Raw genomic sequence first — 20,069 nt, 5'->3', positions numbered from 1 at the left:
TGTCCTTTCATGATTCCCCTGCTTCACAACGCCCCCGCCCCGCTCCACCTGGACGCCGACGTGCTGGTGATCGGCGGCGGCCTGGCCGGCACCTGGGCGGCGGTGGCTGCAGCGCGCGAAGGCGCCAGGGTCGTGCTGGCCGAAAAAGGCTACTGCGGTACCAGCGGCGTGACCGCCACCGCCGGCCCCGGCCACTGGTGGGTGCCGCCCGAGCAACGCGCCAGCGCCATCGACAAGCGCGTAACCAGCGCGGCGAAACTCGGCGATGCCCGCTGGATGACACGCATCCTCGACACCACCTGGCACTCCTTGCCACAACTGGACCGCCTCTATCGATTCCCCCGCGACGAGCAGGGTCGCAAGCAGTACCGAGCGCTGCGCGGCCCGGAGTACCTGCGCGCCATGCGCCAGCTGGCGCTTGAGCACCAGGTCACCCTGCTCGACCAGAGCCCGGCCCTGGAGTTGTTGCAGACCGAGACCGGCCAGCTCGCTGGCGCCCGGGGCTGGCAACGACAGGCCGGACGCGAATGGAGAGTCAGGGCCGGCGCGGTGGTCCTCGCCACCGGCGGCTGCGGCTTCGCTTCACGCCTGCTGGGCAGCCAGACCAACACCGGCGATGGCTATCTGATGGGCGTGGAGGCCGGCGCCGAGCTGTCCGGCATGGAGTTCTCCAGCTACTACTGCATCGCCCCGGCCGGCAGCACCATGACCCGCTCGATGGTCTATACCTTCGGCCGCTACTTCGATGCCGCCGGGCGCGAACTGGAGATCCCGCAGGGTCCCGCCTTCAACGACGCCCTCGCCCGCGCCCTGTTGCAAGGCCCGGTGTTCTGCCGCCTCGATCGCATCCCCGCCGATATCCGCGTGCGCCTGCCCCAGGTACAGCCGAACCTGATGCTGCCCTTCGACCGCCAGGGCATCGATCCCTACCGCGACAGGTTCCCGGTCACCCTGCATGGCGAAGGCACCATTCGCGGCATCGGCGGCCTGCGGGTGGTCGATGACGACTGCCAGACCACCGTGCCCGGCCTGTTCACTGCCGGCGACGCAGCCAGTCGCGAGGCGGTGACCGGGGCAATTTCCGGTGGCGGTGCGGTGAATTCGTCCTGGGCCCTGTCCAGCGGCCAATGGGCCGGTGCAGGCGCGGCACGGCATGCCTTGTCACGGGCAAGCATTCATACCGCGATACGTAGCGTGGCACGTTACGGAATACTTCCCGTCGGCAATCCCGGCCACGATCACCGCGACACGGTCCGCGCCGTGCAGGACGAATTGCACCCCTACGACAAGAACCTGTTCCGCACTGGCGCCCGTTTGCAGCGGTCGCTGGATGCGCTCGACAACCACTGGGACCGTCTGCGCACCCAGCGCAGCGTTGCCGACCCGACCGCCCTGCTGCGCTGGCGCGAGACTGCCGCCCTGCTGGCCAGCGCCCGTTGGTGCTACAGCAGCGCCCTGGCGCGCAAGGAAAGCCGCGGCATCCACCAACGCGAGGATGCGCCCGGCCAGTCACAACGCTTCGACGCCCACCTGCGTAGCGGCGGTTTCGATACGCCCTGGGTTCGACACGATCCAGTACGCGCGGAGGTCCCGGCATGATCGAACTGATTTTCAGCGAACGCTGCAGCGGGTGCGCCCGCTGCGTGACGGTCTGCCCGAGCAACGTCCTCGCCATCAGCGAAGACGGCAAACCGCGCATCGCCGACCAGGCCGCTTGCCAGACCTGCTTCATGTGCGAACTGTACTGCACCAGCGATGCCCTCTACGTGCACCCGGACTGCGAACGCCTGACCCACCCCGACCCGGTGCAGATTCTCGCCAGCGGCCTGCTCGGCCAGTACCGCCGCGATTCCGGCTGGGACGAATTCGCCGACGACCCGCGCTATGTCAACCAGCACTGGCGCATGGAGGGCATCTTCGCCCTCGCCCGCGACCTGGCCACCCCTTCCCCCGTCACAGGACCCCGCCATGAGTGAATCCCTCAACCAACTGCTCGCCGAACTGCACGCCGAGCGCCAGCGCACCTGGGCCCCGGAGGCCCTGCAAGTGAACATCGACCAGCGCCAGCGCCTGGTGGATGAAGCCGATCCGCAGCGTTTCATCAAGGCGGGCGATATCGTCGAGCCCTTCACCCTGCTCAAGGTCGAAGGCGGTAGCCTCGACCTCGACCAGTTGCTGGGTAACGGCCCGGCCGTGCTGGTGTTCTTCCGTTTCGCCGGTTGTCCGGCGTGCAACATTGCCCTCCCTTACTACCAGCGCAACCTGCAGCCGGCCCTGCAGCGGCGTGGCGTGCCGTTGGTGGCGGTCAGCCCGCAGGTGCCGGAGCGACTGGTGGAGATCAAGGACAAGCACCAACTGACCCTGCAGGTCGCCAGTGACCCGGACAACGCCCTGGGCCGACGCTTCGGCGTGCTCTACAGCTTCGACGAAGCCTCGCGCCAGGCGGCGCTGGCCAAGGGCAGCAGCATCGGCGAAGTCACCGGCACCGGAACCTGGGAACTGCCGCAACCGACGGTGGTGGTGATCGGCCGCGACCGTCGCGTGCACTTCGCCCAGGTCAGCCCGGACTGGCTGGTGCGCAGCGAGGCACAGCCGATCATCGACGCCGTGGATGCGGCGCTGGATGCCGACAGCCTGCTGGTCCGGCATGCCTGGGCCTGACTTCCCGATTTCTTCCGACAGGACGCGAACCATGAGCACACGACACTTGCACCTCGGCGCCATCCTTACCGGCGTCGGCACCGACCAGCAGGAATGGCTGGACCCGCAGATCCCCGGCAACGCCAGCATCGATATCGACTGGTACAAGCAGCAGGCCCGTGCGGCCGAGGCGGCGAAGTTCGACTTCGTCTTCATCGTCGACAGCCCCTACATCACCCCGGACTCGGCGCCGCACTTCCTCAATCGCCTGGAACCCCTGACCCTGCTTTCGGCGCTCGCCGGGGCCACGGACAGGATCGGCCTGGTGGCGACCCTGACCACCTCCTACACCGAGCCCTTCAACGTCGCCCGCCAGTTCGCCTCGCTGGACCAGATCAGCCATGGCCGCGCCGGCTGGAACGTGGTCACCACCGGGCTGGAGGGTGCCGCTGGCAACTTCGGCCGCGAGCAGCATATCGACCACGGCGAGCGCTACCGTCGCGCCCATGAGCATGTAGCGGTGGTCCAGGGGCTGTGGGACTCCTACGAGGACGACGCCTTTCCCCATGACCGCGCCAGCAAGCGTTTCCTCGACCCGAGCAAGCAGCACCGTCTGGACCATCGCGGCGAATTCTTCTCGGTCACCGGGCCGCTGAACATCTCCCGCTCCGCGCAGGGCCAGCCGGTGATCTTCCAGGCTGGCGTGTCGGAGTCGGGCCGTGGCCTGGCCGCGCAGATCGCCGAGGGCATCTTCGCCGGCGTCGACAACTTCGAGGACGCCCGCGAGTACTACGCCGATATCAAGCGCCGCGCCGCCGCGGCCGGGCGTGATCCTGACCAGGTGCTGGTGTTCCCCGGCATCTCGCCGATCATCGCCGACAGCGACGACGACGCGCAGGCCCTGCTCAAGGCGCGGCATGGCGAGCTGGACCTGAACAAAGCCCTGGTGCAACTGGGCCGGCCGTTCAACTACCACGATTTCGGCCAGTACGAGCTGGACGCGCCATTCCCCGAACTGGGAGACCTGGGCAGCAATGGCTATCGCGGGCATGCGGAAAAGATCAAGCGGGTGGCGAAGGAACAGGGGCTGACCCTGCGCGAGACGGCCTTGCGCTTTGCCCGGCCCTTCACCGGTTTCGCCGGCTCGCCGGAAACCGTCGCCAACGAGATCGAGCGCTGGTTCCGCGAAGGTGCGGTGGATGGCTTCAACATCCATGTCGGCGCACCGGCGGCATTTGCCCGGTTTACCGATGAGGTGCTACCGATCCTGCGCTCGCGAGGCCTGTTCAGGGAGGACTACGAAGGCAGCACCCTGAGGCATCACCTGGGACTGGAGGTGCCGGTCAATCGCTACCAGGTGCAAACGACAGGCGACCTGGCCCGAGCGACCGCCTGAACGAGATGCCGGCGAAGCCTGGCGCTTCGCCGGCCTGACTGACGCGCCCTGCCTGCGCCCTGGCGAGCGGCCACAGATTACCCAGTTTCAGTGATACCCAATCGCCATCAAGTCCTGTCCAATCGTCGTATCGACGGCGCATTGGACTTCCTTCATGCAAGCAGACACAGCAAGCGCAACCCCCGGAATCCAGCAGGTCATGCGTCCGGCAAGGGCGCTGATTGGCTGGATGAACGAATCCTCGGCCATGCGCATGCTCGGCCATGATCCCGGTGCACTTTCGGAGGCCGACCGCCTCGGCCTGATCCACGCAGCCCAGGCGCGGGTGGCCGAGCGTGAAAGCGGCGTGGACCAGAGCGACGCCATCACCGAGCCGCCCGCTGAGCTGCAGGACTACATCACGGCCCTGTACCAGCATCCGGTGATGGAGCAGTTCACCAAGGAGGGATGGCGGGTCTGCCTGGCCAACCTGCGCAAGCTGTGCAGCATCCAGCCCGCCGTGTTTCTCGATCATGCCGCCGAGCGCGCCCGCGCCGCCCGGCCGGACGACCTCGATGCGCTGGCGCGCATCACCCTGCCCATGGAGCAATCGTCGAGCGAGTTCTCCACCGCCTTCGACAGCACCCACCAGCGTTTCATCCTGACCTCGCGCAACCCCAACTTCCGGATCGTCGGTTCGTTCAACAACGCCATGGCCGCCAAGGGACAGGTGGGCATCGCCGTGGGCTTCGTGAACGTCACCACGCTGTCCCTGCTGCAGGTCATCAAGCACCGCGGCCGCTACATGCTGCGCGACGGCAATCATCGTGCCCTGGGCCTGCTGGCCAACGGCGTAGACCGCGTGCCGGTGCTGTTTCGCGAGTATGGCGAGTTCGACAACCTGGAGCTGGCGTCCGGGCTGTTCCTGCCCAAGACCTTTCTGGGCGAGCGTCCACCGCTGCTGGTGGACTACCTCGACGACGCCGTCGCCACCCAGGTTTCCCTGCCGGCAAGCCACAAGGTGGTGATCGTGCAGGCCATAGAAACGAGCGTCGTGGGCTGAGCTCCAGGCGCTCGCCACCCCGCCACGAGGATCACCGCGGGGGTTCAACCAAGGCACTTGCCAACCCGCAACACCGGCATTCACACGTCCAGAAAGGAGTTAAGTCGTGAGTAAAAGCACCAGCACCTTGCAGTCGGTCACACTGGCCCTGTCCAACAAGGGCATCAACAATCTGTTCAAGACCATCACCCCTGTGCTGATAGGCAACGGTTTCACCGCTTCGAGCGAATCGGTGCTCTCCAGCCCGGTCAACATTCCCAGCACCGATCAACGCATCGACATCAACCAGATCACCCTGTCGGGCGGCAAAATCAGCAATATCCACGTAGCCTCCACGCCGAGCATCAGCTACACCAACCTCCACCCCAGCTCAAGCGCCCCGCTCACCCTGATGCCCTGCGTCCAGCTCGGGGGCGGCATGCATGTGCACTATGATGAGTGGTTCGAACAAGGCAGCACCTTTACCGAGGGCAACACCATGCCGAGCTCCTACTCGGTGAATTGCGGTGCTTTCGATTTCGACATCACCAATGTCGATCTTTCCTTCAACTTCTACATCCAAGGCGGTACACCCTCCTCGCCACTGGAGTGGAAAGTCACGGTGTACAACCCCCAGCAGAACGGTGTCAGCGTGGCCAACGTGGCGGTTCCCTCGGCCTCCGAAATCAATGGCAGCGACCTGGGCCAGTGCATCCAGGGGAGGATCAACGGCGTCGTCGACTCGAAGATCGCCTCCGTCGACTTTGCTGGCAAGGTGGGCGATACCCTCAATGGCGTGCTGGGCAATATTCCCAACAGCGGCCACCTCACCTCCAGCATCATCTATCAGTTCGCCCCCTCCTGCAGCCCGACCTACCCCGGGGAGAACGGCATGGTGCTGGGCATCACCGGCGCCGTTCAGTTCAATGACACAAGCTATGCCGGCAGCCCGGTCAGCATCCCCCTGCCGACCATCGACCCGGACCTGGACGTCAGCCTCAACGTCGCCGCCTACGAACTCAATGCCTTGCTCTGGGCCGCCTACCTGAATGGCGATTTCTCCCTGAACCTGACGCCGGAAAGCGACAGCGACAGCGAAACGCTGAACACCAGTTACTACAGCGTGATCTGGCCCGAGCTGTGCGCATTCGGCCAAAGCAAGAGTCCCGGCGGCCTGCCGCTGCAAGTCATCGTCGACATAGCGCAAGCGCCAACCCTGACCATCGGGGCGGTCTATCAACTGAGCAAGGCGATCTACGCCAGCCTGCAGTCCAAACTCGACCCGACCACCTATGGCAACCTGGGCAACATGGTCGGCCTCATCTTCAATTCAGCAGACAAATTCAGCCAGGCGCTGACGCTGTACCTGACGCCGGCCGAGGTCAGCGACTACGGCAGTCTCATCACCGATGCCGTCACGGCGACGGCGGACGAGCCGGTGCTGAGCGCCCCCTTTACCGTGAACATTGCCTTCAACTACATGTTCCAGGGCAGCTGGCAGCCGCTGCTGGCCTTCTCGATCAATCGCAGCAACGTGCTGTCCAGCCTCTCCCTGAGCAATCCAAGCGGCAGCAGCGATATTCTCGGCTTCGAATTCAGCCAGCAAAATGCCGATACCATCAGCGATGTCAGCTTCTTCGTCCCTGAACTCGATGGTGCCGCCGCGCTTCTCCTGGATGTGGTCTGGGCGCTGTTCTCGGCCAACCTGGACATTGCACTGCGGGATATCGGCAGCCGTGGCCTGCCACTGCCCTCCTTCGACGGCATCTGCCTCGGCAGCCCCAGCATCAGCCTGTGTACCGACCACGGCGGCTATATCTCGTTGAGCGCGAATATCCAGAAAGCTTGAGTCGTCAGAAGAAATACGCCAACTGCGCCCACAGGCGTGGCTGGCGTTCGCTGGCAGCCGCAGCCGGTTGCTCACCCAGCTTCCAGCCTGCCAACGCACTGACGCTCCACGCCTGGGTCGACCAGCCGGCGCCCAGGCCGGCGGCAGACAGCCGACGGGGCGCGGTATCGATGCTCAGGGCCGGTGCATTCAGGCGCGCCTCGCCGTGGTCGGCGAAGGTAACCAGGCGCCAGTTATCGGTCAGGGCGTAGCGCAGCTCGGCGCTGGCCAGCCAGCCGCGGTCACCGAAGGCCGCCGTCTGGTAGGTCGAGCGCGCACCGAAGGCACCACCAATGTACAGCCGCTGCGAATCATCCAGATTGTCATCGCTCCATTGGCCCATGGCCCGCACATACAGGGCCAGGCGCCCACCCAGTTGCTGCAGGCGCGCCAGCTTGACCCGCAGCACGCTGAAATGTCCCGGATCCGACTGGCCAACCAATGACCAGGGCGCACCATCGATATCCAGATGGCCCTCGCTCCAGCTCAGGGTCAGGCTGCTGTCGGCTCCTTCGAGCACCCCATCCCGCACGCTGCCGGTCAGGCTGTAGTCAACCACGCGGGAACGCTTGTCACTGTCCATGCCCAGCAGCCCGATTTCGTCCTGCAGGTGCTTTTCGTCGTACTGCAACCGGGCCTTGAGGCCGAACCCCCGCCCTTGCAGCAGCGGCTGGATGATGAAGGCGCTGGCAGTACGGGTCGTGCCCTTGGCCTCAAGGATCTTCAGTTCGTCATCCAGTTCATAGGACAAATCCGACACCATGGCGCCCGCGCGCGTCGACCAGGGCCCGATATCCAGGTGGTAAGCCGCCCAGTGGTAATGCCCCTGCTCCGCCGAGCCCATGCTGCGCAGGCTGAGCAGATCGTTCGAGGCCAGCAGGCCGTGGAAGTTGATCGCCGTGGCCAGGCGCGCCTGGTCTTCATGCCCGCCAAAGTTGTCCAGCGCCACGCCACCACTGAAGAACGGCATGGCCTCCAGGTTATCCGGCGGCTCATAGGAGGTGTCGCCCTGGGTCAGGCTGGTGGCGGACGGCAGGTCGGGGATCTGCTGGAACGGCAGCAACCCCTCCCCGTTGCCATTGGCCAGACAGGCAAGAGGAAGCAGGCAGAACGCGGACAACAGGCAGGACGCCAGGCGCATACAGGCAATACCGGGATGATGGTCGGAGGACGTGGCCCGGGCGGCGTCCCTGCATTCACCCCGGAAGCCGGCAAGATATGGCTTTGTGCCACTTCTACACAAGCCCTTTGTCGCTGGCCGATCCTGCGGCTTAGGGTTTGTACGAAAAGTCGCCGAGCGGCGATCAGGCAAGGCGAAAACAGGCGAGGAAGCGGAGTTGACTGGTTGTCAATGAGCATTCCGAGCCTGTTTTCAACGCAGCCTGATCGTCGCGCAGGCACTTTCCGTACAAAGCCTAGAAGAACCTCACCACTTGCGCCCATACCCGCGGGCTGCGGTCGACATCGCTCTGCGGGTCAGCATTGCCCAGCTTCCAGGCGGCCACCGCATTGACCTGCCAGCCATACGCGGCCCAGCTTGCGCCAATACCCGCCGCCGACAGGCTGCGGTGGTTTTCGCCATTGCTCCAGGTGTCCTTGTTCAGGCGCACTTCGCCGTGGTCGACGAAGGTACTCAACTGCCAGGCATCGGTCAGGGCGTAGCGCAATTCGAGGTTGGCCAGCCAGCCCTGGTCGCCAGACGCCTCGCCCTGCGGATAGGCACGCACGCCGTAGGCACCACCAAGGCTGATCTTTTCCGAACTGTCGAGGTTGCCGTCGGCCCACTGGCCTTGCAGTTGGCCATACAGGCTGAAACGCTCGGTCAGGCGTTGCAGGCGCACCACGCTGGGGTTGAGCTTGTGGAAGCGGCCTTGCGTGCCAGCGGTCAGGTCGTCGATGGCCTGGTTCAACTGGCCGTCGATATTCAGGCTGCCCTGGCTCCAGGCCAGGGCGAAACTGTTCACACCACCGCCGAGCAGGTTGTCGCGACTGTTGCCGTTGAGGGTGGCGATGACCACCCGCGCGCGCTTGTCGCTCTTGCTGCCGAACAGGTCGATATCGTCCTTCAGGCGCTTGTCGTCGAACTGCACTTGCGCGTAGAGGGAAAAATCGCGGCTGCGCACCAGCGGCTGGATCGCGTACAGGCTGCCGATCCGGGCATTGCCGTGGGCCCTGAGGTCGTCGAAGTCCTTGGCCAGCTGGTAGTCCATGTCCGAATAGGCCACACCGACCTGGGTGGCCCAGGGGCCGATCGGCAACTGGTAGGCGATGCGCCCGTACTGCTGGTCTTCGTCCGAGCCCATGGCCCGCAGGGTCAAGCGATCACCCAAACCCAGCGGGCTGTTGACGTTGAGCGTGCCGCCCAGGCGGTATTCGCCGGTGAAACGGTTGCCGTAGTTGTCAGCATCCACCGAACCGGACAGCAGCGGGCCCGGCGTGACATCGACCAACAGATCGGTAGCACCTACCGAAGCACCCGGCTTGAGCGTGGATTTCACCTCCACTCCTGGCGTATCGGACAGCAACAGCAGGCTGCGTTCCAGCTCGGCCGAGCGCACGGCGTCGCCGCTCTTCAGTGCCGTGAGCGGCGTCAGCGCCGTATCCGAGACCCGCGAGGTGTTGTTCAGGCCGACCTCGCCGAAGCGGCCTTCCATCACGGCAATCCGCACCACGCCGCCGTCGATCTCCTGCGCCGGAACGTAGGCTCGGGCCAGCGGGTAGCCGCGCTCGCGGTACAGCCGGGTGATGCGGTTGGCGCCAGCCTGCAATTCGCCCAGGGATACCGTGCGGCCTTGCAGGTCGCCAAGCAGGGGCAGCAGTTCGTTACTGCCGATGACGCCGTTGCCTTCCAGGGTGAAGCCGTTGACCTGCAGGCTGGGACCGTTGGCCGTCGCTGCGGCCGACGGCGTATCGGGCAGGTTCAACTCCAGGCGCTGCTTGCCAGGCAGTTGCAGCGGGAGCTGGTCGATGTTCTGTTGCGACTGGCCGGCGTCCGGCAAGGTGGCCGCCATCACGGACAGCGACAGCAGGGACAGGCCACCGCCGATCAAAGAACGAACGAAACGCATGAATCAGATTCCTTCTGGCAGGCGGATGCCTTGGTTGACGACGTGCAGGTTCAGGCGCTCATCGGAGGGGTTGGTGATCAGCAGGTCGTGGCTCAGGCCCTGAGGTTCGCTAGCCTGTTGCGTGGCCTGGCCCGATACGATCTGGCCGTTGGAGGCCAGTACGCCGAGGTAGTCCTGGGCCATCACCGGCTGGCTCGGCTCGCTCAGTGCGGGGAGCACGAACAAGATGCCCTCTTCGTACCGAATGGTGTAGTTGCTCACGTCAGCACCGGTGGCGGCGCTGGCCACGATGGCGTGGGAGCCGGCGGCGGCACTGGCCGCTTCGCCGCTGCTGGCGAGGCTGACCGACGACACGCTGTCGCCGGCGACCAGACCGCGAGTGCTGTAGCCGTTCAGGACGATGCTCTGCCCGGCGATCTTGCTGGCGTTATTCGCGGCGATGGTCAGTGCCGCCCTGGCGATATCGGCCTGGGTGGTGCTGGTATCGCTGGCCAGAACGTAGTTGCCGGCATCGGCACCGCCGAGGGTGATCCCGGTAATGGCGACCGATTTGGCGGTGCCGGCATTCTTGTCGGCGAAGGTGCCGCTAGCCGAGGCCACGCTAAGTTCATCGTTGCCGAAACGGCCGCTGAAGCCAGCACCACTGGTGTCCAGGCTGGCATCGGTGGTGCCGTCATAGGTGCGGTTCTGCGCGGTGATGCCAGTCACGCCACTGATGCTGGCCTTGGCGATATCGGCGCTGCTGGTGGCGGTGTTGTCAGCCAGTGTGTAGTTGCCGGCGTCGGCGCCGCCCAGGACGATTCCGGTGATATCGACCGCCTTGCCGTTGCCGACGTTCTTGTCGGCGAAGGTGCCACTGGCCGAGCTCACGCTCAACTCGTCATTGCCGAAACGACCGGTGAACGCGGCAGCGCCGGTGTTCAGTCCTACATCGGTGGTGCCGTTGTAGGTGCGGTTCTGCGCGGTGATTCCGGTCACGCCACTGATGCTGGCCTTGGCGATATCGGCGGTCGTGCTGGCGGTGCTGTCAGCCAGGCTGTAGTTACCGGCATCGGCACCACCGAGGACGATATTGCCGATGTTGACGGTCTTGCCGTCGCCGGCGTTCTTGTCGGTAAAGGCACCGCTGGCCGAGGCCACGCTCAACTCGTCGTTGCCGAAACGACCGGTGAACCCGGCGGCGCTGGTGTTCAACGTGGTACCGGCGGTGCCGTCATAAGTACGGTTCTGTGCGGTGATGCCGGTCACGCCACTGATACTGGCCTTGGCGATATCGGCGCTGCTGGTGGCGGTGTTGTCAGCCAGCGTGTAGTTGCCGGCGTCGGCGCCGCCCAGGACGATATTGCCGATGTCGACGGTCTTGCCGTCGCCAGCGTTCTTGTCGGTAAAGGCACCGCTGGCCGAGGCCACGCTCAGCTCGTCGTTGCCGAAGCGACCGGTGAACGCGGCAGCGCCGGTGTTCAGCCCTGCAGCGGTGGTGCCGTCGTAGGTGCGGTTCTGCGCGGTGATGCCGGTCACGCCACTGATGCTGGCCTTGGCGATATCGGCGGTCGTGCTGGCGGTGCTGTCAGCCAGGGTGTAGTTACCGGCATCGGCACCGCCGAGGACGATATTGTCGATGTTGACGGTCTTGCCGTCGCCGGCGTTCTTGTCGGTAAAGGCACCGCTGGCCGAGGCCACGCTCAGTTCGTCGTTGCCGAAACGACCGGTGAACGCGGCGGCGCCGGTGTTCAACGTGGTATCGGCGGTGCCGTCATAAGTGCGGTCCTGCGCGGTGATGCCGGTCACGCCACTGATGCTGGCCTTGGCAATATCGGCGCTGCTGGTGGCGGTGCTGTCAGCCAGCGTGTAGTTGTCGGCGTCGGCGCCGCCCAGGACGATTCCGGTGATATCGACCGTCTTGCCGTTACCGGCGTTCTTGTCGGCAAAGGTGCCACTGGCCGAGCTCACGCTCAACTCGTCATTGCCGAAACGACCGGTGAACGCGGCAGCGCCGGTGTTCAGTCCAGCATCGGTGGTGCCGTCGTAGGTGCGGTTCTGCGCGGTGATGCCGGTTACGCCACTGATGCTGGCCTTGGCGATATCGGCGGTCGTGCTGGCGGTGCTGTCAGCCAGGGTGTAGTTACCGGCATCGGCACCGCCGAGGACGATATTGCCGATGTTGACGGTCTTGCCATCGCCAGCGTTCTTGTCGGCGAAGGCTCCGCTGGCCGAGGCCACGCTCAACTCGTCATTGCCGAAACGACCAGTGAACGCGGCGGCGCCGGTATTCACAGTGGCATCGGTGGTGCCGTCATAAGTGCGGTTCTGCGCGGTGATACCGGTCACGCCACTGATGCTGGCCTTGGCGATATCGGCGCTGCTGGTGGCGGTGTTGTCAGCCAGCGTGTAGTTGCCGGCGTCGGCGCCGCCCAGGACGATATTGCCGATGTCGACGGTCTTGCCGTCACCAGCGCTCTTGTCGGCAAAGGCACCGCTGGCCGAGGTCACGCTCAACTCGTCATTGCCGAAACGACCGGTGAAGCCGGCGCTACCAGTGTTGAGGCTGACATCGGTAGTGCCGTCATAAGTGCGGTTTTGCGCGGTAATACCGGTCACGGCACTGATGCTGGCCTTGCCGATGACATAGCTGCCCTCGACAACCTCGATGTCATAGCCCTGCTGATCGGAATACAAACCGGTCAGCCCCAGGCCATAAGTGCCTGCATTGCGCGTGGAAACACTGGAGTAGCTGGCGCTGCCCTGCAGGTTGGCACTGCTGTCGGAGAGGCTGTGGCTTACCCCTGCGACCGTGCCGCTCGTGCCGTCATAAGTCTTGCCGGTAACATCGTCGACCGTGACAGTCACTGACTTGAGAAGACTGCGCAGCAGCGGGCCAGAATAGCCGTCATAGATTCGCCAGGCAGCGTTCGAACCGCCGGTAGTGGCGATGCTCCAGCCAGTGAAGGTGGAAGCCTGGGTCAGCTGATTCCGGTTTTTTCCAGTGCCGAGCGAGTTGCCGCTGAATAATCCCGTATTGGCGCCGCCGTTGTTGATTTCCGCGCCATTGGCGTCGGTGGTGGCGTAGAAGCTGCGCGCCACGACGCCGCCGCCATTGTTCAGTCCAGCCAGACCACCGAGTGCACCAGTGCCACTCACGCTACCGGTTGCGAATGAGTCATCGATCCGGGCGCCATTGAAGCCGATCAGACCGCCAACATAGGCGCCTCCTGTCACGTTGCCGGAGGCATAGGTGTTGATTACGTTTTGCTCGCTGTAGCCAGCCAGGCCGCCAACACTGGAGTTGCCGTTCACCGCGACAGCGGCATAAGCACTATTGATCAGCCCGCCACTGCTACCCACCAAACCGCCGACGTTGCTATTGCCCGTCACGCTGCCCGTGACATAGACATTACTGAGGGCGCTGTAACTTCTGCCAACCAGGCCGCCGACGTCGTTATTGCCCACGACAGTGGCGCCCACCAGACCGATATTGCGAATCACACTCCCGACGTTGGTGTAGCCAAACAGGCCGACGGAGTCGGTGCCCGTGCGGTTGATGGTGAGCCCCGTCACGGCATGGCTGCCGCCGTCCAATTGCCCGGTGAAACGGTTGCCGGTGTCGCCCACCGAAACGAAGCCTGCCGTGCTCCACATGCCGCTGGCATTGCTGCCCGCGGTAGCGCTGGCATCGATATCGCGTGCCAGGGTGTAGCTGGCACCGAGGTTGTAGGCCATCAATTGCAACTGGTGGTCGTTGCCGACGCTGGTGCTGTATTCGCTGGCGAGGAAGGGGCGCGTCTGGCCCTCGATCATGATCCAGCCATTCGCACCTGTGGTGTAGACGTTGCCAGTGCCGGCGACGAGGCTCCAGGTGCCGAGGTTGCCATAGCTGCTGTGGTTGTAGCGGTTGCTGGAGGTGACGGCGCTCACGTTTACGCTATTGAAGAAGTCGGAAAAGTTGGGTTTGGCGCTGCCAGTGCTGTCGCTGTCCCAGTAGGACTCGGCTACCAAGCCGAAGACGGTGTTGCTTCCGACCAGACCACCGAAGAAGACATCTCCCGACTGGACGAGGCCGCTGGCATAGACGTATTTGACGATCATTTCGTTGCTTCCGACCAGCCCGCCGACCTCTACCTGGCCCGTGACGTTGCCAGCGGCATAGACGTTGTTGATGATGCCCCTGTTGACCCCGACCAGCCCTCCGACGGAATTTTGACCCGTGACGCTGCCAGCGGCATAGGCGTTGGTGATGGGGCCGTCGTTGATCCCGACCAGCCCTCCGACGCCCGCCTGGCCATTGACTGTGGCAGTGCTAAAGACGTTGCTGACTACTGCCTGGTTGACTCCGATCAGCCCACCAACTGTGTTCCTGCCTGTGACGCTACCACCGACCAGGCCAATATCGCGGATCACGCTGCCGCTGTCGGCGTAACCGACCAGACCGACATTGTCGGTCCCGCTACGGTCGATGGTGAGGTTGGAGAGGGTATGACCCAGCCCGACCAGTCGGCCAACGAACGCTTCATTCCAGGTCCCCACCGGCACCCAGTTACTGATGCTGCCCAGGTCGATATAGCTACCCACGGCGTAGTTGCCGTGTCGGTTGTCGTTCATGGCTTGCAGCGCCTGGGCATCGTTGACCACGTTGTAGGTGAACGTGTTGCCGGCTAGGCCTTTCTGCGTGCTGAAGTTCAGCCCGCTTTGCAGATTGATCGGCGCCTTGAGGTTGTAGTCCGCCGTGCCACCACTGATGCTGGCCTGGCCGTACTTCAGCGCGACTTTGCCATTGGCGTGCCGGGCAGTAATGGCGGCGTTGATATTGATGTTGTTATGGGCGCTGAGGGTGAGCGTGGTGCCCGCATTCCAGGTCACGGCGGCGTTGACGTGGATATCGCCCGGTTCGGCGCCGGTATTGGTGGCGACGGTTTGCAGGGTGACGTCGGTGGTCGCCAGGTTGCTGGAGAGCGTGTCGGCGCCCATGCCACTGTCAGTCTTGGCTGTACCGCCCGCGCTGACGGTGAAGTCGGTCGGATCGATCAGCCAGGTACCGGTCTTGCCATTCTGTGCCTGGGTAGTGACCTTGGCGCTGTTCGCCACCTTGACGTGAGCACCCGAGGTTTCGACAAAACCGCCGTTGCCGCCGCTCGCCGCACTGGCGTCGAGGGTGCCGGCCACCTGTACGCTGCCGCCATCGAAGCTGCCAAGCAGGACGATCTTGCCGTTCTTCTCGCCAACCGTCTGCGCTTCGATGGTGCCGGTGTTGTTGACCACGGTGTTGATCAGCGCGTCACCGGCATTGGCGGTGAGCAGTACCTGGCCGCCATCGGCCTTGATCAGCTGGTGGTTTTCCACCAGTGCATCGACCACCGCCTCGTCCACCTGCACGTTGAGCAGGCCGTCGCCGGCGAAGTCCAGGGTCACGGCGTTGCCCGCCGCCAGGGCCACGCTGCCCTGGTTGGCGACGATCACCCCGTTGTTGCTGACCGTGCCGCCGAGCAGGGCGACGCTGCCGCCATCGGTGGCGCTGATCTTGCCGTTGTTGACCACCGCAGCGTTCTTGCCGTTGCCCTTGAACGCGTAGTTGCCGGCCTCGAAGTCGCGGTTGCTGATGTCCAGGGTCGAGGCCACCAGGCCGCCGACATTGACCTGGGCGTCCTTGCCGAACAGCACGCCGTTGGGGTTGACGATGAACACCCGGCCATTGGCATCGAGCTGGCCCATGATCTTCGAGCCATCGGCGCCCAGAACCCGGTTCAGCGCAACAGAATCGCGGCCAGGCTGATTGAAGGTGACCTTGTTGCCGGCAGCGATATCAAAGCTCTGCCAGTCGATGGCGAGCTTGTCGCTGGCCTGGTCGATGACCATCTGGTTGTTCGCCGGCAAGCCGATCTTCCCCTGCCCCGCCGTCACCTGGCCGCCGGTCGGCAGATCGGCAGCACTGGCCAGTGCCGGCAGCAGCAGGATCGCCGCCAGCACTGCGCCAGCGCCCTTGCTCCGTCGACGGGCATGTTCATCGGCAACGCTCCAGGCGCCGAGGCTTGGGTTCCAGACGAGGGCATAGGTGCGGTTCATGGGGGCTCCCTTCAGCAATCGAGACGCAGGCACGTGCGGACCAGCCGGCCTGGCAAAACGCTATTGGACGTGAAGGTATTGGCCACTGGCTATCACTGAAACTAGGTAATTTCACCCCGGCGCGCCGCAGGGCTATACCTGATTCTGGTGATGGTCGAAGGCCACTATGGCATGTCAAACTCGCGCATCTTCCATTCACTGCCACGGAATGCCTGCCGCCCATGTCGACCACCCGCCCGCCTCCCGATGACAGCCTGCTGCCCGCACCCGTCCTGGTGGTCGAGGATGACGCCCTGATGCGCCAACGGCTGGCGCGGGTGCTGGGCGAAATCGGCTATGCCGACGAAGCGGTGAACTTTGCGGTGAACCTGACCGAGGCCCGTGTCCATGTCAGCCAGCAGCCGGTGGCGATGGTCCTGGTCGACCTCGGCCTGCCCGATGGCAATGGCATCGAGCTGATCCGCGAGTTGCGCGCGCAGGAGCCGGCGCTGTGGATCCTGGTGATTTCCGCCTGGAGCACCGAAGAGGCGATCCTCGGTGCACTGCGCGCCGGCGCCACCGGCTACCTGCTCAAGGAGCGCGACGACCTGGAGGTCAGCCTGTCGATCCGCAGCGTGCTGCGTGGCGGCGCGCCGATCGACCCGTTCATCGCCCGGCGCATCCTCACCCTGCTGCCCAGCGAACCGCTGCACAAGCCCGCCGACAGCGGCGACAGCGAAGCCCTCAGCGTCCGCGAGAGCGAGATTCTCGAATGGGTTTCCCGTGGTTTGAGCAACCGGGAAATCGCCGAACAGTTGACCATTTCCCGCTATACCGTCGAATGCCATATCAAACGGATCTACCGCAAGCTGGCCGTGTCCTCGCGTACCCGCGCGGTCAACGAGGCCCGGCAGCGCGGCTTGTTGTCCTGAGCCTGCTGCTGGTCCTGCTGCCGTGGCTTGCGAGCCTGGCGCAGGCGAGCTGCCAGACCAGCATCAGCCGCGTCCTCGTCGCCCCCGAGCGCAACGGCGACGGCGCGCGCCCGCTCGACGGCTGGCAGCCGGTGAGCCTGCCGGACCTGTGGCAGCGGCACTGGCCCGGCTTCCAGGGCGCGGTGTGGTACCGGCTGGACTGGCAGGCCGACTGCCCGGGCGAGCCGCTGGCATTGAACATCGACCGCATGGCCATGGCCGCCGAGGTCTGGCTCGACGAGCGCCTGCTATGGCGTGACGAAAGCCTGGTGGAGCCCTTGTCCCGCGGCTGGAACCTGCCGCGCTACTGGCTGCTGCCGCTGTCTGGCGAACAGCAGCGGCATACCCTGTGGATTCGCCTGGTGGGCTCCGAACATGCAGCACCCGGGCTGGGCACGGTACGCCTGGGCAACCACGCGCAGGTCTGGCCGGAGTACCGTCGCCAACTGCTGGTACAGCGCGACCTGATTTTCGTCAGCCTGCTGATTTCCGTGGTGCTGGGGGTGCTGTTCCTGACGTTCTGGCTGTTCCGCCGCCAGGAACGCACCTTCGGCTGGTTCGCCCTGGCCTCGCTGCTCTGGTCGGTCGGCATCCTCAACATGCTGGTGACATCATCCTGGCCATTCAGCCATGGCGAAATCTGGGATCGCCTCAGCCTGGTGGCGTTCGCCCTGTACTCCCCGGCGTTCTGCATGTTCATCTGGTCATTCGGCGGCATGCGCTTCAAGCGTTTCGAGCAACTGCTGTGGAGCGTTGCCCTGCTGCTGTGCCTGACCATCATGCTGGTGCCCGACCGCTACCTGTCGTCGTTGCAGGTAGTGTCGGCGTTTTCCCTGCGCCTGGCCTTGTTCGTGGCCTGCCTGCAACTGCTGTGGCGCGCCGTGCGGATCCGCGATCGCTACCAGGTCCTGCTGGGGCTGGGTATCGCCGGGCTGTCCATCTTCGAGTTCCTGACCCTTACCGGGGTGCTGGGCATCCAGGGGGTCTACGCCCTCTTGTCCGCCCCGCTCATGTCGATCCTGATGTTCCTGGTCCTGGCGACGCGCTTTTCCAGCAGCCTGCTGCGCATCGAGCGTTTCAACGATGAACTGCAAGCCACCGTGGACAGCACCCGAGCGGAACTGACCCGTACCCTGCAGCGCGAACACAGCCTGGAAGCCGACAACATCCGCCTCAACGAGCGCCTGCGCCTGACCCACGACCTGCACGACGGCCTGGGCAGCTCGCTGATGCGCTCGATCACCCGCATGGAGCACGGCGAAGGCTTGAACGACGGCCAGTTCCTCTCCGTGCTCAAGACCCTGCGCAGCGACCTGCGCGACGCCATCGACGGTTCCTCCGCCGTGCCCGCCTGGCAATCGCCGCAAGAGTGGCTGGCAGCGTCGCGGCGACGCTTCATCGATCTGTTCGACGACCTCGGCATAGCCTCGCAATGGCACCTGCCGGAGCACTGGCCGGGCACGTTCACGCCGGCACAGTTGCTGGCCCTCACGCGTTTTCTCGAAGAAGCCCTGACCAACGTGCTCAAGCACGCCGGCGCCTCCCGCCTGGATATCGAGGTGCGGGCTGAAGCGCAGAACGGCCTGGGCCTGGAGGTTCGCGACAATGGCCGCGGCTTCGATGTCGACAAGGTGCTGGCGGCAGGCACCGGGGTCGGCATGAGCAGCATGCGCCTGCGCATCGAGCGCATGGGCGGGCAGTTGCGTATCCAGTCGCGGCCGGGGGAAACCCGATTGATCGCCGTCATCCACGGCGCACCGCTGTTGGCCGGGGGCAAAAAAAGCCAGGCCGGCCAAAGCCTTGGCCGGCCCCACCACCAATGATCGGCGGTCATCCTCGTACATGAAGGGTATTGCCGGGCACCCTCAGCGCAGCGGCAGGGTGTAGCTGATGATCAGGCGGTTCTCGTCGATGTCGCGCTGGTAGTTCGAACGCAGCCCCGGATCGGAGTCCGGCCTTGTCTGTTCATGGTGTTGGTTGGGGCCTCATCGCTGGCAAGCCCGCTCCCACAGGGTTCGGTGTCGCCGTGGACATTGTGGGAGTGGGCGTTGCCCGCGATGAGGCCAACCATAAAAATGCAATACTTAAATAATCAGAAGATTTTTTATTCTGAAAAATAATAATAAAAATAGATCGAAACGGTATTTCTTCCCTTCCCTCCCCCCTTGCTACAGTCCCTCCAGACCCGACCCCTCGCACGGTGGAGGACCCATTACAGCCCCACCTGCGAGTACCCGTGATGAGCCATAGCATCGCCAGCCTGCCGAACCACAACCATCGCCTGCAACTCAGCACCCCACCCGTTCGCGAAGACCTCCACAACGAGCGCCTGCATCGCAAGCAACGCCTCGCCGCGTCCTATCGCCTGTTCGCCGAACTGGGCTTCGAAGTCGGCCTGGCCGGGCACTTCACCGCCCGCGACCCGATCGAAACCGACCATTACTGGATCAACCCGCTGGGCGTGCCCTTCTCGCAGATCCGCACCCGCGACCTGCTGCGGGTCGACGGCCAGGGCCAAGTGGTGGAAGGCGATGGCCTGCTCAACACCAGCGCCCTGGAACTGCACTACGAACTGCAGCGGGCCCGCCCGGAGGTGGTCGGCATCGCCCACCTGCACGGCTTCCATGGCCGCGTGTGGTCGTCCCTGGGCCAGTTGTTCCAACCGATCACCGCCGAGTCCTCGGCCTTCGTCGGCGAGCAGGTGCTGTTCGACCGCCACGCCCTGCGTAATGCCGAGGGCGGCTTGCTGCAGGACCGCGACGCCGTGGCCCAGGCCTTCGTCGAGACCTTCGCCGACAATAACCTGCTGGTCTGGCAGAACCACGGCCTGTGGACCACAGGGCAGACGGTGGAGAGCGCCGCCTGGCGCTTCATCCTCGCCGACGACACCGCCCGCGCCCACCTGCTCGCCTACGCCGCCGGCCAGCCGCGCATCCCCAAGCTGGGCGAGGACAGCTTCAACCCGGCCCAGCGCGAGCTGTTCGGCTGGCTGAACTTCCTGCCGCTGTGGGATCGCATCGTCCAGCAACAACCCGACCTGCTGGACTGAGGA

At 64.7% G+C, this 20,069-nt stretch carries 12 protein-coding genes; 9 read left to right on the top strand and 3 right to left on the bottom strand.

Translation table 11 applies throughout. The annotated features are described in order from the left end of the window. The first annotated feature begins 9 nt into the window (after positions 1 to 9). From AC5QPF_RS13925 to AC5QPF_RS13900, 6 genes are all read left to right on the top strand, one after another. The gene (locus AC5QPF_RS13925) at positions 10 to 1,599 is read left to right on the top strand and encodes an FAD-dependent oxidoreductase (RefSeq protein ID WP_494963777.1); all 1,590 of its coding nucleotides are present in this window, start codon (positions 10 to 12) and stop codon (positions 1,597 to 1,599) included. Then, a complete protein-coding gene (locus AC5QPF_RS13920) occupies positions 1,596 to 1,976 on the top strand; it encodes a 4Fe-4S dicluster domain-containing protein (RefSeq protein ID WP_494963776.1) in 381 nt (126 codons plus the stop codon). Before AC5QPF_RS13925 ends, AC5QPF_RS13920 begins: the two co-directional genes overlap by 4 nt. Next, positions 1,969 to 2,661 carry a redoxin domain-containing protein gene (locus tag AC5QPF_RS13915; RefSeq protein ID WP_494963775.1) on the top strand — a complete coding sequence of 231 codons (693 nt, stop codon included), beginning with the start codon at positions 1,969 to 1,971 and terminating at the stop codon, positions 2,659 to 2,661. Before AC5QPF_RS13920 ends, AC5QPF_RS13915 begins: the two co-directional genes overlap by 8 nt. Positions 2,662 to 2,692: 31 nt before the next feature. Beyond that, positions 2,693 to 4,036, top strand: a complete 1,344-nt coding sequence (locus tag AC5QPF_RS13910; RefSeq protein ID WP_494963774.1) for an NtaA/DmoA family FMN-dependent monooxygenase — start codon at positions 2,693 to 2,695, stop codon at positions 4,034 to 4,036. Between the two features lie 154 nt (positions 4,037 to 4,190). Continuing rightward, positions 4,191 to 5,078 (top strand): hypothetical protein, encoded by an 888-nt coding sequence (locus AC5QPF_RS13905; RefSeq protein ID WP_494963773.1) that lies wholly within the window; start codon positions 4,191 to 4,193, stop codon positions 5,076 to 5,078. A gap of 106 nt (positions 5,079 to 5,184) precedes the next feature. Continuing rightward, the gene (locus AC5QPF_RS13900) at positions 5,185 to 6,906 is read left to right on the top strand and encodes a hypothetical protein (protein ID WP_494963772.1); all 1,722 of its coding nucleotides are present in this window, start codon (positions 5,185 to 5,187) and stop codon (positions 6,904 to 6,906) included. Positions 6,907 to 6,910: 4 nt separating this feature from the next. On the opposite strand, the gene AC5QPF_RS13895 is transcribed toward AC5QPF_RS13900, so the two are convergent. From AC5QPF_RS13895 to AC5QPF_RS13885, 3 genes are all read right to left on the bottom strand, one after another. Further along, positions 6,911 to 8,086, bottom strand: a complete 1,176-nt coding sequence (locus AC5QPF_RS13895) for a ShlB/FhaC/HecB family hemolysin secretion/activation protein (RefSeq protein WP_494963771.1) — start codon at positions 8,084 to 8,086, stop codon at positions 6,911 to 6,913. Positions 8,087 to 8,360: 274 nt separating this feature from the next. Continuing rightward, positions 8,361 to 10,013 carry a ShlB/FhaC/HecB family hemolysin secretion/activation protein gene (locus tag AC5QPF_RS13890; protein WP_494963770.1) on the bottom strand — a complete coding sequence of 551 codons (1,653 nt, stop codon included), beginning with the start codon at positions 10,011 to 10,013 and terminating at the stop codon, positions 8,361 to 8,363. Positions 10,014 to 10,016: 3 nt separating this feature from the next. Continuing rightward, positions 10,017 to 16,067, bottom strand: coding sequence for a YDG domain-containing protein (locus AC5QPF_RS13885; RefSeq protein ID WP_494963769.1), 6,051 nt, complete (start codon positions 16,065 to 16,067; stop codon positions 10,017 to 10,019). Positions 16,068 to 16,288: 221 nt separating this feature from the next. On the opposite strand from AC5QPF_RS13885, the gene AC5QPF_RS13880 reads away from it, so the two are divergent. From AC5QPF_RS13880 to AC5QPF_RS13870, 3 genes are all read left to right on the top strand, one after another. After that, positions 16,289 to 16,978 (top strand): response regulator, encoded by a 690-nt coding sequence (locus tag AC5QPF_RS13880; RefSeq protein WP_494963768.1) that lies wholly within the window; start codon positions 16,289 to 16,291, stop codon positions 16,976 to 16,978. Beyond that, positions 16,888 to 18,840 (top strand): ATP-binding protein, encoded by a 1,953-nt coding sequence (locus tag AC5QPF_RS13875; protein WP_494963767.1) that lies wholly within the window; start codon positions 16,888 to 16,890, stop codon positions 18,838 to 18,840. The genes AC5QPF_RS13880 and AC5QPF_RS13875 overlap by 91 nt, the downstream gene beginning before the upstream one ends. A gap of 416 nt (positions 18,841 to 19,256) precedes the next feature. Beyond that, complete coding sequence (locus tag AC5QPF_RS13870) at positions 19,257 to 20,066, top strand: class II aldolase/adducin family protein (RefSeq protein ID WP_494963766.1); 810 nt, start codon at positions 19,257 to 19,259, stop codon at positions 20,064 to 20,066. Positions 20,067 to 20,069: the final 3 nt, after the last annotated feature.

This window comes from Pseudomonas sp. Con_6 (assembly GCF_059379395.1).
This window is presented reverse-complemented; position numbering and strand designations above follow the sequence as displayed.

What these genes read in the sequence shown, in the direction of transcription:
- AC5QPF_RS13925 (WP_494963777.1), top strand. Translation starts at nt 10, where the DNA reads ATGATTCCCCTGCTTCACAACGCCCCCGCCCCGCTCCACCTGGACGCC.
- AC5QPF_RS13920 (WP_494963776.1), top strand. Translation starts at nt 1,596, where the DNA reads ATGATCGAACTGATTTTCAGCGAACGCTGCAGCGGGTGCGCCCGCTGC.
- AC5QPF_RS13915 (WP_494963775.1), top strand. Translation starts at nt 1,969, where the DNA reads ATGAGTGAATCCCTCAACCAACTGCTCGCCGAACTGCACGCCGAGCGC.
- AC5QPF_RS13910 (WP_494963774.1), top strand. Translation starts at nt 2,693, where the DNA reads ATGAGCACACGACACTTGCACCTCGGCGCCATCCTTACCGGCGTCGGC.
- AC5QPF_RS13905 (WP_494963773.1), top strand. Translation starts at nt 4,191, where the DNA reads ATGCAAGCAGACACAGCAAGCGCAACCCCCGGAATCCAGCAGGTCATG.
- AC5QPF_RS13895 (WP_494963771.1), bottom strand. Translation starts at nt 8,086, where the DNA reads ATGCGCCTGGCGTCCTGCCTGTTGTCCGCGTTCTGCCTGCTTCCTCTT.
- AC5QPF_RS13890 (WP_494963770.1), bottom strand. Translation starts at nt 10,013, where the DNA reads ATGCGTTTCGTTCGTTCTTTGATCGGCGGTGGCCTGTCCCTGCTGTCG.
- AC5QPF_RS13885 (WP_494963769.1), bottom strand. Translation starts at nt 16,067, where the DNA reads ATGAACCGCACCTATGCCCTCGTCTGGAACCCAAGCCTCGGCGCCTGG.
- AC5QPF_RS13880 (WP_494963768.1), top strand. Translation starts at nt 16,289, where the DNA reads ATGTCGACCACCCGCCCGCCTCCCGATGACAGCCTGCTGCCCGCACCC.
- AC5QPF_RS13875 (WP_494963767.1), top strand. Translation starts at nt 16,888, where the DNA reads ATGCCATATCAAACGGATCTACCGCAAGCTGGCCGTGTCCTCGCGTAC.
- AC5QPF_RS13870 (WP_494963766.1), top strand. Translation starts at nt 19,257, where the DNA reads ATGAGCCATAGCATCGCCAGCCTGCCGAACCACAACCATCGCCTGCAA.